Annotated in this window: 11 protein-coding genes; 4 read left to right on the top strand and 7 right to left on the bottom strand. The window is 60.7% G+C overall.

The genetic code is table 11. The annotated features are described in order from the left end of the window. Positions 1-27: 27 nt before the first annotated feature. From fabA to BLU63_RS18675, 3 genes are all read left to right on the top strand, one after another. Positions 28-543, top strand: a complete 516-nt coding sequence (gene fabA / locus BLU63_RS18685; RefSeq protein ID WP_008148022.1) for a 3-hydroxyacyl-[acyl-carrier-protein] dehydratase FabA — start codon at positions 28-30, stop codon at positions 541-543. A gap of 11 nt (positions 544-554) precedes the next feature. Then, the gene (gene fabB, locus BLU63_RS18680; protein ID WP_010457084.1) at positions 555-1,775 is read left to right on the top strand and encodes a beta-ketoacyl-ACP synthase I; all 1,221 of its coding nucleotides are present in this window, start codon (positions 555-557) and stop codon (positions 1,773-1,775) included. Between the two features lie 379 nt (positions 1,776-2,154). Then, positions 2,155-2,343 carry a hypothetical protein gene (locus BLU63_RS18675; RefSeq protein ID WP_010457086.1) on the top strand — a complete coding sequence of 63 codons (189 nt, stop codon included), beginning with the start codon at positions 2,155-2,157 and terminating at the stop codon, positions 2,341-2,343. A gap of 70 nt (positions 2,344-2,413) precedes the next feature. On the opposite strand, the gene BLU63_RS18670 is transcribed toward BLU63_RS18675, so the two are convergent. The 7 genes from BLU63_RS18670 to BLU63_RS18640 form a co-directional block, all read right to left on the bottom strand. Then, a complete protein-coding gene (locus tag BLU63_RS18670) occupies positions 2,414-2,956 on the bottom strand; it encodes a DUF2058 domain-containing protein (protein WP_010457087.1) in 543 nt (180 codons plus the stop codon). A 28-nt stretch (positions 2,957-2,984) separates the two neighbouring features. Further along, positions 2,985-3,818: a nucleoside triphosphate pyrophosphohydrolase gene (gene mazG / locus BLU63_RS18665; protein ID WP_010457090.1), complete on the bottom strand. Its 834-nt coding sequence runs from the start codon at positions 3,816-3,818 to the stop codon at positions 2,985-2,987. A gap of 132 nt (positions 3,819-3,950) precedes the next feature. After that, complete coding sequence (gene relA / locus BLU63_RS18660; protein WP_010457093.1) at positions 3,951-6,194, bottom strand: GTP diphosphokinase; 2,244 nt, start codon at positions 6,192-6,194, stop codon at positions 3,951-3,953. A gap of 122 nt (positions 6,195-6,316) precedes the next feature. Beyond that, complete coding sequence (rlmD, locus tag BLU63_RS18655) at positions 6,317-7,669, bottom strand: 23S rRNA (uracil(1939)-C(5))-methyltransferase RlmD (protein ID WP_083375949.1); 1,353 nt, start codon at positions 7,667-7,669, stop codon at positions 6,317-6,319. Continuing rightward, a complete protein-coding gene (gene cysM / locus BLU63_RS18650) occupies positions 7,669-8,571 on the bottom strand; it encodes a cysteine synthase CysM (RefSeq protein ID WP_042932649.1) in 903 nt (300 codons plus the stop codon). Before cysM ends, rlmD begins: the two co-directional genes overlap by 1 nt. Positions 8,572-8,712: 141 nt before the next feature. Beyond that, positions 8,713-10,137, bottom strand: a complete 1,425-nt coding sequence (locus BLU63_RS18645) for a sensor histidine kinase (protein WP_083375948.1) — start codon at positions 10,135-10,137, stop codon at positions 8,713-8,715. Continuing rightward, complete coding sequence (locus BLU63_RS18640; protein WP_083375947.1) at positions 10,124-10,846, bottom strand: response regulator transcription factor; 723 nt, start codon at positions 10,844-10,846, stop codon at positions 10,124-10,126. The genes BLU63_RS18645 and BLU63_RS18640 overlap by 14 nt, the downstream gene beginning before the upstream one ends. A 214-nt stretch (positions 10,847-11,060) precedes the next feature. On the opposite strand from BLU63_RS18640, the gene BLU63_RS18635 reads away from it, so the two are divergent. After that, complete coding sequence (locus BLU63_RS18635) at positions 11,061-13,814, top strand: response regulator (protein WP_010457103.1); 2,754 nt, start codon at positions 11,061-11,063, stop codon at positions 13,812-13,814. Positions 13,815-13,956 lie beyond the last annotated feature (142 nt).

Below are 13,956 nucleotides of genomic sequence, written 5' to 3'. Positions count from 1 at the left end.
GCCGCATGGGACTATTGAGGAGCTCGCATGACCCAACAAAACGCCTTTACTCGGGAAGACCTGCTGCGCTGCAGTCGCGGTGAGCTGTTCGGCCCGGGTAACGCACAACTGCCCGCCCCGAACATGCTGATGGTGGATCGCATCACCCATATCAGTGCCGAGGGTGGCAAGTACGGCAAAGGTGAATTGGTCGCCGAGCTGGATATCACTCCTGACCTGTGGTTTTTCGCCTGCCACTTCGAAGGTGATCCGGTGATGCCAGGCTGCCTGGGCCTCGACGCCATGTGGCAACTGGTCGGTTTCTTCCTCGGCTGGCAAGGTCTGCCGGGCCGTGGCCGTGCGCTGGGTTCGGGCGAAGTGAAATTCTTTGGCCAGGTCCTGCCGACCGCCAAGAAAGTCACCTATAACATTCAGATCAAGCGCGTGCTGAAGGGCAAGCTGAACCTGGCCATCGCCGATGGTTCGGTCAGTGTCGACGGCCGCGAGATCTACACCGCCGAAGGCCTTCGGGTCGGCGTTTTCACCTCCACTGACAACTTCTAAGGGTTATCCGCATGCGCCGCGTCGTTATCACTGGTCTGGGCATCGTATCGTGCCTGGGCAATGACAAAGAGACCGTCTCCGCTAACCTGCGTGCAAGCCGCCCTGGCATCCGGTTCAACCCGGAATATGCCGAAATGGGTCTGCGTAGCCAGGTTTCCGGCTCCATTGACCTTCCCCTCGAAGAGCTGATCGATCGCAAGATCTATCGCTTCGTCGGCCACGCGGCGGCGTACGCCTACCTGGCCATGAAAGACGCCATCGCAGACTCCGGCCTGACCGATGAGCAAGTCTCCAACCCGCGTACCGGCCTGATCGCCGGTTCCGGTGGCGCCTCCACGCTGAACCAGATGGAAGCGCTGGACATCCTGCGCGAGAAAGGCGTGAAGCGCGTTGGCCCATACCGCGTCACGCGGACCATGAGCAGCACCGTTTCCGCTTGTCTGGCCACACCGTTCAAGATCAAGGGCCTGAATTACTCCATCGCTTCTGCCTGCGCCACCAGTGCTCACTGCATCGGCAACGCCATGGAACAGATCCAGATGGGCAAGCAGGACGTCGTGTTCGCCGGCGGCGGTGAAGAAGAGCATTGGAGCCAATCGTTCCTGTTCGACGCCATGGGCGCACTGTCCAGCCAGTACAACGAAACCCCGGAAAAAGCTTCCCGTGCATACGACGCCAAGCGTGACGGTTTCGTCATCGCCGGCGGTGGCGGCATGGTCGTGGTCGAAGAGCTGGAACACGCTCTGGCCCGCGGCGCGAAGATCTACGCGGAAATCGTTGGCTACGGCGCGACCTCCGACGGCTACGACATGGTCGCCCCAAGCGGCGAAGGCGCCATCCGCTGCATGCAGATGGCCATGTCCACCGTCGATACTCCGATCGACTACCTGAACACCCACGGCACCTCGACTCCGGTCGGCGACGTCGCGGAAATGAAAGGTGTGCGTGAAGTGTTCGGCGACAAGGCCCCGGCCATCAGCTCCACCAAGAGCCTGTCGGGTCACTCCCTGGGCGCCGCCGGCGTTCACGAAGCGATCTACTGCATGCTGATGATGGAAGGCAACTTCATGGCGGGCTCCGCCAACATCGAAGAATTGGACCCGGAAGTGGCAGACATGCCGATCCTGACCAAGACTCGCGAAGACGCCACCATCAACACCGTGATGAGCAACAGCTTCGGCTTCGGTGGCACCAACGCCACCCTGGTACTGAAGCGCTGGACCGGCAAGTAATACTCCGCCGTCTCGCAGCACACAAAAACGCCCCGACTGGTTCGGGGCGTTTTTTTATGCCTGAAAAAATGTGCACTGCGATGCTTTTTGTAGGAGCCAGGCTTGCCGGCGAAGGCGCACTGAAGGACGCCTTCGCCAGCAAGCCTGGCTCCTACAGATACCGTGTTCTACCAGCGAGATATTCACGGCGAACATGAAGCTTTTGTCATGAAACTCAATGCCCTGCGACCGAATGCCACGTGTTTGGCGGGCTGCAGGACTATTGTCGGTTTCGCAAAAATTCGTTACCGAACTCAGTCGTTTACTTAGCAGGCTAACCAAACATATAACAGAGTCCTGCACACGCCTTGCTGCAGATAACAGAGATTGGAGCTAGCAGATGACTGTAAAAGTAACTGAACGCGACGATTCACATAAATCCCATGAAGGCATAGCCGCCGGTATCCGTATCTGGGATGTACATCAACAAGACATGCTGGTGGGGATGTTTCATTCCGAAACCGACGCCCACAGCTACAAGGCTGAACTGGAAAAACAGGAGCAGCAACGAGCGCTCCGATCTGCATAAGCAATGACTGCATTGAAAACGACAAACCCCGCCATGAGCGGGGTTTGTCGTTGTTGAAGCCGTTAAAGGCTTACCACATCAGATCATCAGGGATCTGATAGGCCGCGTATGGATCATCTTCGGCAGCGACTTCTTCAGTCTTGACGTTCAGCTGCACGATGCGCCGAGGATCGCGCTCCTGAATCTTCAGGGCCGCCTCACGCGGGATCACTTCGTAGCCGCCGGCATGGTGCACGATCGCCAGGAAGCCATTGCTCAACTGGTTGCGCATCAGCGTGTTGACGGAGATACGCTTGACCTTCTTGTCGTCAACGAAGTTGTAGTAGTCCTCGGTGGTCAGCTTCGGCAGGCGCGATACTTCGATCAATTGCTTGATCTGCGCCGCGCGAGCCTTGGCCTCGACTTTCTCCTGTTGCTGACGGTTCAGCTCCTGGTCGCGCTTGACCTTCTCGGCCATGGCTTCCTGGGCGGCACGCTGCTGCGAGTCATCGAGTTCAATCTGGCCTTTATGGGCCAAGCGTTGCTGCTTCTGCTTCTCTTTGCCGACCTGTTTGGCCTGCTTTTGGTTGACCAGCCCTGCTTTGAGCAACTGGTCGCGAAGGGAAATGCTCATGGTGCTTATTTCTCACTTAGGCCACTGCTCAACCGCAGCTGGGCAAATTCTTTTCCTGACGTTTGGCTTCGCCCCACAAGGCGTCCAACTCTTCGAGGGTGCAATCTTCCATGGGACGGTGGGTGTCGCGCAATGCCTGTTCGATAAAACGGAAGCGTCTTTCAAACTTGCTGTTGGCGCCACGCAGTGCAGTTTCCGGGTCGACTTTCAAATGACGCGCCAGATTGACCACGGAAAACAGCAAATCACCCACCTCATCGGCAATCGCTGCCGAGTCATTGTCGGCCATGGCTTCGAGCACTTCATCGAGTTCTTCGCGGACCTTGTCCAGCACCGGCAAGGCGTCCGGCCAGTCGAAACCGACTTGCCCCGCGCGCTTCTGCAACTTCGCCGAGCGGGACAATGCAGGCAGCGCGGCGGGCACATCGTCGAGCAAGGACAGCTGTTCGGGCGCGGATGATTTCTCGGCGCGCTCCTCAGCCTTGATCTCTTCCCAGCGCTGCTTGACCTGCTCTTCACTCAGACGCGGAACATCCAGCGGCGCGTACAGATCACCGGTTGGAAATACGTGAGGATGGCGACGGATCAGCTTGCGGGTGATGCTGTCGATCACACCGGCGAATTCGAAGCGCCCTTCTTCCCGGGCCAGCTGGCTGTAATAAACCACCTGGAACAGCAAATCACCCAACTCGCCCTGCAAGTGATCGAAGTCACCGCGCTCGATGGCGTCAGCGACTTCGTAGGCTTCCTCAAGGGTGTGCGGGACGATGGTGGCGTAGGTTTGCTTGATGTCCCACGGGCAACCGAACTGCGGGTCGCGCAGACGGTTCATCAGGTGCAGCAAGTCTTCAAGTGAATACATCAATCAATCTCTACATCTGCAATGCGGTATGTCGGCCCAACCGTAACCTTGTAGGAGCGAGGCTTGCCCGCGAAGGCGGTGTGTCAGGTATGACGCCTTCGCGGGCAAGCCTCGCTCCTACAGGGATCATCATCACGGTGTACGGTTACGCCGGGTTTCGATGATGTTCGGCAACTGGGAAATCCGTCCCAGCAACCGCCCCAATGCATCCAGCCCCGGAATCTCGATGGTCAGGGACATCAGCGCGGTGTTGTCCTCCTTGTTCGAGCGGGTGTTGACCGCCAGCACGTTGATCCGCTCGTTGAGCAATACCTGCGACACGTCACGCAGCAAACCGGAACGGTCGTAGGCGCGGATGATGATGTCCACCGGGTAGGTGAGTACCGGCACGGGGCCCCAGCTGACCTGAATGATCCGCTCCGGCTCGCGCCCACCCAGTTGCAGCACCGAGGCACAGTCCTGACGGTGAATGCTCACGCCACGGCCCTGGGTGATGTAACCGACAATGGCATCACCCGGCAACGGCTGGCAGCAACCGGCCATTTGCGTCATCAGGTTGCCGACACCCTGAATCTGAATGTCGCCGCGCTTGCCCGGTTTGTAGCCGGTGGCTTTGCGCGGGATCAGTTCCAGCTGCTCATTGCCGCGTTCCGGCTCGACCAGTTGTTGCGCCAGGTTCACCAGTTGCGCCAGGCGCAGATCGCCCGCGCCCAACGCGGCGTACATGTCTTCGGCGGTCTTCATGTTGGCCTTGTCGGCCAGCTTGTCGAAGTCCACCGCTGGCAAGCCGAGACGACTGAGCTCACGTTCGAGCAGGGTTTTACCGGCCGCGACGTTCTGATCACGCGCCTGCAACTTGAACCAGTGAACGATCTTTGCCCGTGCCCGCGAGGTGGTGATGTAACCCAGGTTCGGGTTCAGCCAGTCGCGGCTCGGAGTGCCGTGCTTGCTGGTGATGATCTCGACCTGTTCACCGGTTTGCAGGCTGTAGTTGAGCGGTACGATGCGCCCGTTGATCTTCGCGCCACGGCAGTTGTGACCGATTTCGGTGTGCACGCGGTAGGCGAAGTCCAGCGGGGTCGCGCCCTTCGGCAGGTCGATGGCATGACCGTCCGGGGTGAAGATGTAGACCCGGTCCGGCTCGATATCGACCCGCAGCTGTTCAGCCAGACCGCCGATATCACCCAATTCTTCATGCCACTCGAGGACCTGGCGCAGCCAGGAAATTTTCTCTTCGTAGTGGTTGGACCCGGATTTGACGTCGGTGCCCTTGTAGCGCCAGTGCGCGCAAACGCCCAGCTCGGCTTCTTCGTGCATGGCGTGGGTGCGGATCTGCACTTCCAGCACCTTGCCCTCGGGGCCGATCACCGCGGTGTGCAGCGAGCGGTAGCCGTTCTCTTTCGGGTTGGCAATGTAGTCGTCGAATTCCTTCGGGATGTGCCGCCACAACGTATGGACGATGCCGAGCGCGGTGTAGCAGTCGCGCATTTCCGGCACCAGCACACGAACGGCGCGCACGTCGTAGATCTGGCTGAACTCCAGCCCCTTGCGCTGCATTTTGCGCCAGATCGAATAGATGTGTTTGGCCCGGCCGCTGATGTCGGCATCGACGCCGGTGGCCTGCAACTCGACTTTCAGCTGGTTCATCACATCGGCAATGAAACGCTCGCGATCCAGACGCCGCTCGTGCAGCAACTTGGCGATCTGCTTGTACTGATCGGGCTCAAGGTAACGGAAGGACAAATCCTCCAGTTCCCATTTGATATGACCGATACCGAGACGGTGAGCCAGCGGCGCGTAGATGTCGAAGACTTCACGGGCAACGCGATTACGCTTTTCGTCGTCGGCGGTTTTCACCGCACGGATCGCGCAGGTGCGCTCGGCCAGTTTGATCAACGCGACGCGCACGTCGTCGACCATGGCCACCAGCATTTTGCGCAGGTTTTCGACCTGGCCCTGGGTGCCCAGCACCAACGATTGACGGGGGCTCAGGCTGGCGCTGATCGCCGCCATGCGCAACACGCCGTCGATGAGTTTGGCGACCACCGGACCGAAGCGCTGGCTGACCGCCGGCAGTTCGATCTGGCCTTCGCGCACGCCGCGGTACAGGACCGCTGCGACCAACGAATCCTGATCGAGTTTGAGGTCGGCGAGAATCTCGGCGATCTCAAGGCCGGTGCGGAAACTCGAGGTCCCTTCGGACCATAGATTCTTCGCCGCATTGGCCTGTTGTTCAGACACGCGAGCGAACTCGCACGCTTCCTTCAAGGCTTCGCGATCCAGTGCCAGATCGACACTGACCGCATGATCGAGCCAAGCCTCGAGATTGATACTGCCGTCAGTGTTGATCGGCTGGTGTGCTCTCACCTGTACCATCTTGCTTACCTTCCCTACGACGCAGATTCAATGCGTCAATTCGCTGACCTTCATTGCCCGATTGCCCTCACGGGGCTACTGCAAGAGCGGCACGGGCGGCCAGTCGGACCAGACGAGCCGTCCTAGCTCGCTTCAAATAACGCCATGGCCTCGACATGTGCCGTCTGAGGAAACATATCGAGAATCCCGGCACGTTTTAACCGGTAGCCCTGCTTGATCAATTCGACCGTATCGCGCGCCAGCGTTGCCGGGTTGCACGACACGTACACCAACCGTTTGGCGCCCAGGGACGCCAGCTTGCGCACGACCTCGAAAGCACCGTCACGCGGTGGGTCCAAGAGTACCGCACAAAAGCCTTCGCGCGCCCATTCGGCATCGGTCAAAGGCTGGGATAAATCGGCCTGAAAAAAAGTCGCATTATGAAGATTGTTGCTAGCTGCATTCGCGGCTGCTCGCTCGACCATCGCCTGCACACCTTCCACTGCCACCACCTCGCGAACGACCTTGGCCAGCGGCAATGCAAAGTTACCCAACCCACAGAATAGATCGAGAACCCGTTCCTCCGCTGTCGGCTTCAGCCACTCCAACGCCTGGGCGATCATCGCTTCATTGACCCCGGCGTTGACCTGGATGAAATCTCCCGGTCGGTACGCCAGATTCAAGTCCCACTGTTCAAGTCGATAACCCAACGACTGGTCAGTCTCGACCGGTTGCGGTTCACCGTCTCCGTGCAGCCACAGCTGGGCTTCATGGAACGCGCAGAAATCCTTGAGGATCGTCATGTCGGCGTCGGACAGCGGCGCCATGTGCCGCAGCAACACCGCCAACGACGAACCGCTGAACAATTCCACATGCCCCAGCGCCTGAGGTTTGCTCAAGCGTCGAAGCATTTCCGGCAAGCGGGTCATGATCGGCTGCAAGGGCTGGACCAACACCGGGCATTCGTTGATGGCCACGATGTCCTGACTGCCCGCCGCGCGGAAACCGACTTCGAGCTTCTTCGCTTTCATGTCCCAACGCACCGCCACTCGAGCGCGACGGCGGTAACCGAATTCCGGACCGCTCAACGGCGCTGCCCACTCTTGGGGTTCGACACCGGCGACCTTGGACAGTTGTTCGGCGAGCATGCGCTGTTTCAGGGCAAGTTGTTCAGTGTGCGGCAGATGTTGCACGCTGCAACCGCCACAGCGGCCGGCATGCGGGCACGGCGCCGGACGACGCAACTCGCTGGCCTGGAACACCCGTTCGGTGCGCGCCTCGACCACTTTGCCGTGGGCACCCAACACGCGCGCCTCGACGTCTTCGCCCGCCAGCGCGCCGAGGACGAACCAGGTGCGACCTTCGAAAAACGCGATACCGCGACCGTCATTGGCCAGGCGCTCGATGCTCAAGCGCTGCTTTTTGCCGGTCGGAATTTGCGGGGCCTTGCTGCCGCCAGTGGGTTGGAAGCGCAGGCCTCTCTCTTGCTTGGCCATCAGTTGGGCGCGTCGAAAATGCCGGTCGACAAGTAACGGTCGCCACGGTCGCAAATGATCGCGACGATCACCGCGTTTTCAACTTCCCGGGACAGGCGCAGCATCGCTGCCACCGCACCGCCCGAGGACACGCCGCAGAAGATGCCTTCTTCGCGGGCCAGACGACGGGTCACGTCTTCAGCTTCGCTTTGCGCCATGTCGACAATGCGGTCGACACGATCGGCTTGATAAATCTTCGGCAGGTATTCCTGCGGCCAGCGACGGATACCCGGAATCGCCGAGCCTTCCATCGGTTGCAGGCCGATGATCTGCACGTTGTCGTTCTGCTCTTTCAAGTAGCGCGAGACACCCATGATGGTGCCGGTGGTGCCCATCGAACTGACGAAATGAGTGATGGTGCCCTCGGTCTGGCGCCAGATTTCCGGGCCGGTGGTGGTGTAGTGCGCTTCGGGGTTATCGCCGTTGGCGAACTGATCCAGCACCTTGCCACGGCCTTCGGCTTCCATTCGCTGAGCGAGGTCGCGCGCGCCTTCCATGCCTTCTTCCTGGGTGACCAGGATCAGCTCGGCGCCATAGGCCGTCATCGCGGCCTTACGTTCGGCGCTGGAGTTGTCCGGCATGATCAGGATCATCTTGTAACCCTTGATTGCGGCAGCCATGGCCAGCGCGATACCGGTGTTACCCGAAGTCGCTTCGATCAGCGTATCGCCGGCGTGGATCTGCCCACGCAATTCAGCGCGGGTAATCATCGACAGCGCCGGCCGGTCCTTGACCGAACCCGCCGGGTTATTCCCTTCGAGCTTGAGCAAAAGGGTATTGCTGGTGGCGCCAGGCAGGCGCTGCAAACGGACCAGCGGGGTGTTGCCGACGCAATCGGCGATGGTTGGGTACTGCAAGGTCATGGCGTATTCGCAATCCAGACTGCGGGGGCGCCTATCATACCGGCAAACGCGAGCAGGCCATATCACGCAAAGTGCGGTGCTTATGGCTTATGGGAATAAGGGGCTGTTTCAGCGTTACGCTCCCACAGGGTGCGGGGTTGATCAGACGATTTGTGGTCGGCAAAGATCCACTGTGGGAGCGAGCCTGCTCGCGATGGCGTCGTCACTGACGCCATCACTCTCAGCCACTAACCGAATATTTAGCCGCAGCCCACGCCCAGTGTTCTGCGCCCAAAGACTCCCACCCTGACGTTTCACCGCATTCCTCGCAATGCTCAACCCCAAGCCGAATCCGCCATCCCCCGGCCGCGAGCCGTCGAGTCGAATGAACGGACAGAAGATCCGCTCCAGATCCGCCTCAGCCACTCCTCCACCCTCATCCTCCAGCCACAAATGCCAGAAGTCGCCGTCACGTTCCCCGCCGAAACGCACGATACCGCCACTCGGCGAATGACGAATGGCATTGCGCAGAATGTTCTCCAGCGCCTGCGCCAAGGTGTTGAGATTGCCCCGAACCCAACAGGACGAATCCACCGCGCACTGCAACTGGCTCGCCGGCCAGGCACTTTCATAACAAGCGTTTTCCGTGAGCATTTCCCACAGCGCCTGGACCTGGATCGCTTCGTCGGGCAACGGTGCGCGCTCGGTGTCGAGCCAGGCCAGTTGCAGAGTGTCTTCTACCAGCCGCTGCATGCCATCGACTTCCCGCCCGATGCGCTCGCGCAATTGCGCCAGCCCCTGCTCGCTTTCGCTGGCGACCCGCAGACGGCTCAGCGGCGTGCGCAGTTCGTGGGACAAGTCGCGCAGCAATTGCTGCTGCAGGGCCACAGTGCTTTGCAACCGCTCGGCCATGTGATCGAAGGCCCGACCCAGCTCTCCGAGTTCATCCGAACGTTTGGTGGTGCTGCTCGACAGACGCACATTCAACTGGTCGGCGCGCCAGGCATTGGCCTGCTCGCGCAATTGATTCAACGGCACGACCAGCAGCCGATACAGGCCGACGCACAGCAACAGCGTGAACAATCCCGGGATGATGCCGTTGGTGATCACGCGCCAGAACAGCCTGTATTGGCCGGGCATGAAGCGCTGGGGCAGTTCGATGACCAGGCTGCCAGCCGTCGAATCGCCGGGAAACGGCACGCGCAGCCACGGCAGGCGTTTCTTGTGAATGGGCCAATCCAGGCCGCGCAGGAAAGTCAGTCGCTCGATTTCCTGGTCAGTGAGCGGCTGGCTGCTTAGGGACTGCAAATCACCGCTGATGACGCCAACCCAGCCTGTTTCACGCTGTTTCATACCATGCAGCCAGGCATCGACGCCCGCGCTCTGCTCCGAACGCCACGCCTGCTCGGCCTCGGCGGCATACCCCGTCAGCGTGACTCGGGCCTGATCCGACAAAAACTGGTTTCGCTGCTCCATGTAGCGCCCCCAGGACCAGCTCAGCCAGATCATCAGCAGACAGAACGCCACTAACAGACACGCCAGTTTCCAGAACAGCGAGTGTCGGCCCGGCAAGTCAGACCATTTCATCGCCGGCACTCAACACGTAACCCTTGCCCCAGACCGTACGCACTTGCCGCTCGGTGTAGCCGATGCCTTTGAGTTTGCGGCGGATCTGACTGATGTGCATGTCGAGGCTGCGGTCATGGGCGGCAAAACCGCGTTGCAGCACGTGCTGATAAAGGAAGGCTTTGCTCAGCACTTCATCGCCATTGCGATTCAAGGTGTCCAGCAATCGATACTCGCTGCGGGTCAGGCCGGCGGCGAGTTCGCCATAGGAAACGTCACAGAGTTCGTCATCGAAACGCAGGCTGTCGACCGAGGACGTCGCCGCTGCCGGCTCCGGCCGGCGGTCGAGCGCCACCCGGCGCAGGATCGCTTCGATGCGCACACGCAACTCGGCCATGCTGAAAGGCTTTGGCAGGTAATCATCGGCCCCCAGGCGAAAACCGCTGATGCGATCCGCCTCAGCGCCCAGCGCCGACATCAGCACCACCGGGGTCGAATGGCTCTGGCGCAGTTGCGTCAGCACGTTCAACCCGTTCAGCCCTGGCAGCAAAATGTCCATCAGCACCACGTCAAAGGGTTGTTGGCGGGCAATGTCCAGGCCTTCCCGGCCGTTCTGGCACCAGGTCACCTGAAAACCGCACCGGCCCAGATGCTCGTGCACATAAGCGCCGAGCACGAGATCGTCTTCAATGGACAGGATGCGAGGATGGCCAACAGAGATGGGAGTCATGAGTATCTGCAAATAATTCTCAGTTGGCGATTATTCAAGATTGCCTGACGTTGGGCAACCCAAGGTTTGCCCGTGGCGCGAAAGCGCCGGTCCGGCCGACGAATGACGACATCAATTTTACGAAGATTGCCTGCCTGCAAATCGCTACACTGGCCCGATGGCACGTGCCGGACGCACGTGCAGGTCAATCAATAGCTGGATGCAGGAGAGATGCGTGCTCAAGAAACTGGGAATTAAAGGCCGCGTGCTGTTGCTGACCCTGTTGCCGACCAGCCTGATGGCGCTGATCCTGGGTGGCTATTTCACCTGGATGCAGCAATCCGACCTGCAAACCCAACTGATGCAGCGCGGTGAGATGATCGCCGAACAGCTCGCGCCCTTGGTCGCCCCGGCCATGGGTCGCAAAGACAACGAGCTGCTGGAGCGTATCGCCACCCAGTCGCTGGAAACACCGGACGTGCGCGCCGTGACCTTCCTCGCCGCCGACCGTACGCCCGTAGCCCACGCCGGCCCGACCATGCTCAACCCGGCGCCGTTGGGCAATGGCTCAAAGATGCTGCGCCACAGTGGCAACGATGCGACACGCTATCTGCTGCCGGTCTTTGGCAAGCACCGCAACCTTGCCGGCGACCTGATACCGGATGAAGCCGACCGACTGTTGGGCTGGGTCGAACTCGAACTGTCCCACAGCGGCATGCTGCTGCGCGGTTACCGCAGCCTGTTCGCCAGCCTGCTGCTGATCGGCGCGGGCCTGGCCGGCGCAGCGCTGCTCGCCTTGCGCATGGGCCGGACCATCAACCGGCCGATCAGCCAGATCAAACTGGCGGTAGCGCAACTCAAGGACGGCCATCTGGAAACCCGTCTGCCACCCCTTGGCAGTCAGGAACTGGATGAGCTCGCGTCCGGCATCAACCGCATGGCCGGCACGTTGCAAAACGCGCAGGAAGAGTTGCAGAACAGTGTCGACCAGGCCACCGAAGACGTGCGCCAGAACCTGGAAACCATCGAGATCCAGAACATCGAACTGGACCTGGCGCGCAAGGAAGCCCTGGAAGCGAGCCGGATCAAATCCGAGTTCCTGGCCAACATGAGCCATGAAATCCGCACCCCGCTCAATGGCATTCTCGGCTTTACGCACCTGCTGCAAAAAAGCGAGCTGACCCCGCGCCAGCTCGACTACCTGGGCACTATCGAAAAGTCCGCCGACAGCCTGCTGGGGATCATCAACGAGATCCTCGACTTCTCGAAAATCGAGGCCGGCAAGCTGGTGCTCGACAATATTCCGTTCAACCTGCGCGACCTGCTGCAGGACACCCTGACCATCCTCGCCCCGGCCGCCCATGCCAAACAGCTTGAGTTGGTGAGCCTGGTGTATCGCGACACGCCGTTGTCGCTGGTGGGCGATCCGCTTCGGCTCAAGCAGATCCTCACCAACCTGGTGAGCAACGCGATCAAGTTCACTCGCGAAGGCACCATCGTCGCCCGGGCCATGCTCGAAGAAGAACACGAAGACAGCGTGCAACTGCGCATCAGCATTCAGGACACCGGCATCGGCCTGTCGAACCAGGATGTGCGCGCGCTGTTCCAGGCGTTCAGCCAGGCTGACAATTCGCTGTCCCGACAGCCAGGAGGCACGGGCCTGGGTCTGGTGATTTCCAAGCGCCTGATCGAACAGATGGGCGGCGAGATCGGTGTCGACAGTACGCCGGGCGAAGGTTCGGAATTCTGGATCAGCCTCAGCCTGCCCAAGACCCGCGACGACGCCGAAGACCTGCCCGGCCCGCCGCTGCTCGGGCGCCGCGTCGCGGTGCTGGAAAACCATGAACTGGCCCGTCAGGCCTTGCAGCATCAGCTGGAAGATTGCGGCCTGGCCGTCACGCCGTTCAATACCCTGGAAAGCCTGACCAATGGCGTGACCGGCGCACATCAGACCGATCAGGCGATCGATCTGGCGGTGCTCGGCATCACCAGCAACGACATGCCACCGGAGCGCCTCAACCAGCACATCTGGGACCTCGAACACCTGGGCTGCAAAGTGTTGGTGCTGTGCCCGACCACCGAACAGACACTGTTCCACCTCTCGGTGCCCAACCCGCACAGTCAGCTTCAGGCCAAGCCGGCCTGCACCCGCAAGTTGCGTCGCGCATTGTCCGATCTGGTCAACCCGCGCCAGCAGCGCAGCGAGCCCGGCGAACCGGTATCGAGCCGCGCGCCGAAGGTGCTGTGCGTCGACGACAACCCGGCCAACTTGTTGCTGGTGCAAACCCTGCTCGAAGACATGGGTGCCAAGGTGCTCGCGGTCGAAAGCGGTTACGCGGCAGTCAAAGCAGTGCAAAGCGAGACTTTTGACCTGGTGTTGATGGACGTGCAAATGCCCGGCATGGACGGGCGTCAAAGCACCGAGGCGATTCGTCAGTGGGAAAGCGAGCGGCATTGCACGCCGCTGCCGATCGTCGCCCTCACCGCCCACGCCATGGCCAACGAAAAACGCGCGCTGCTGCAAAGCGGCATGGACGACTACCTGACCAAACCGATCAGCGAACGGCAACTGGCCCAGGTGGTATTGAAGTGGACAGGCCTGGCGTTGCGCAATCACGGGCCGGAGCGTTCCAGCGACAGCCATGGCGGCGCCCATGAATTGCAGGTGCTCGACCACGACGAAGGCTTGCGCCTGGCCGCCGGCAAGGCCGATCTGGCCGCGGACATGCTGGCGATGTTGCTGGCCTCCCTGGAAGCTGATCGCGAGGCCATTCGCCTGGCCCGGGAAACCAATGACAACAACGCCTTGATCGAGCGTGTCCACCGCCTGCACGGCGCGACTCGTTATTGCGGCGTCCCGCAACTGCGTGCCGCCTGCCAGCGCAGCGAAACCCTGCTCAAGCAACAGGACCCCAAAGCCCCCGGCGCCCTGGAAGAACTCGACCGTGCGATCAACCGCCTGGCCGCCCATGCCCGGATAAACGCTTGATGCAGCGCAATGACGCCGGCCAGCATCGGCGCTAAGCTCACCGGGTTCTGTTCGTCGCGGCACCATTCCAGGTGTGGGAGCCCCTCGCCACAGCCGTTCGCACAATAGAACGGTGCGCGGCCACACAGGACTCGAAAAAAAT

The sequence above is a fragment of the Pseudomonas mandelii genome (genome assembly GCF_900106065.1).
GTDB lineage: Bacteria > Pseudomonadota > Gammaproteobacteria > Pseudomonadales > Pseudomonadaceae > Aquipseudomonas > Aquipseudomonas mandelii.
This window is presented reverse-complemented; position numbering and strand designations above follow the sequence as displayed.

Bases quoted from the DNA above. Each gene is read 5' to 3' on its own strand.
- fabA (WP_008148022.1), top strand. From the start codon at position 28: ATGACCCAACAAAACGCCTTTACTCGGGAAGACCTGCTGCGCTGCAGT.
- fabB (WP_010457084.1), top strand. From the start codon at position 555: ATGCGCCGCGTCGTTATCACTGGTCTGGGCATCGTATCGTGCCTGGGC.
- BLU63_RS18675 (WP_010457086.1), top strand. From the start codon at position 2,155: ATGACTGTAAAAGTAACTGAACGCGACGATTCACATAAATCCCATGAA.
- BLU63_RS18670 (WP_010457087.1), bottom strand. From the start codon at position 2,956: ATGAGCATTTCCCTTCGCGACCAGTTGCTCAAAGCAGGGCTGGTCAAC.
- mazG (WP_010457090.1), bottom strand. From the start codon at position 3,818: ATGTATTCACTTGAAGACTTGCTGCACCTGATGAACCGTCTGCGCGAC.
- relA (WP_010457093.1), bottom strand. From the start codon at position 6,194: ATGGTACAGGTGAGAGCACACCAGCCGATCAACACTGACGGCAGTATC.
- rlmD (WP_083375949.1), bottom strand. From the start codon at position 7,669: ATGGCCAAGCAAGAGAGAGGCCTGCGCTTCCAACCCACTGGCGGCAGC.
- cysM (WP_042932649.1), bottom strand. From the start codon at position 8,571: ATGACCTTGCAGTACCCAACCATCGCCGATTGCGTCGGCAACACCCCG.
- BLU63_RS18645 (WP_083375948.1), bottom strand. From the start codon at position 10,137: ATGAAATGGTCTGACTTGCCGGGCCGACACTCGCTGTTCTGGAAACTG.
- BLU63_RS18640 (WP_083375947.1), bottom strand. From the start codon at position 10,846: ATGACTCCCATCTCTGTTGGCCATCCTCGCATCCTGTCCATTGAAGAC.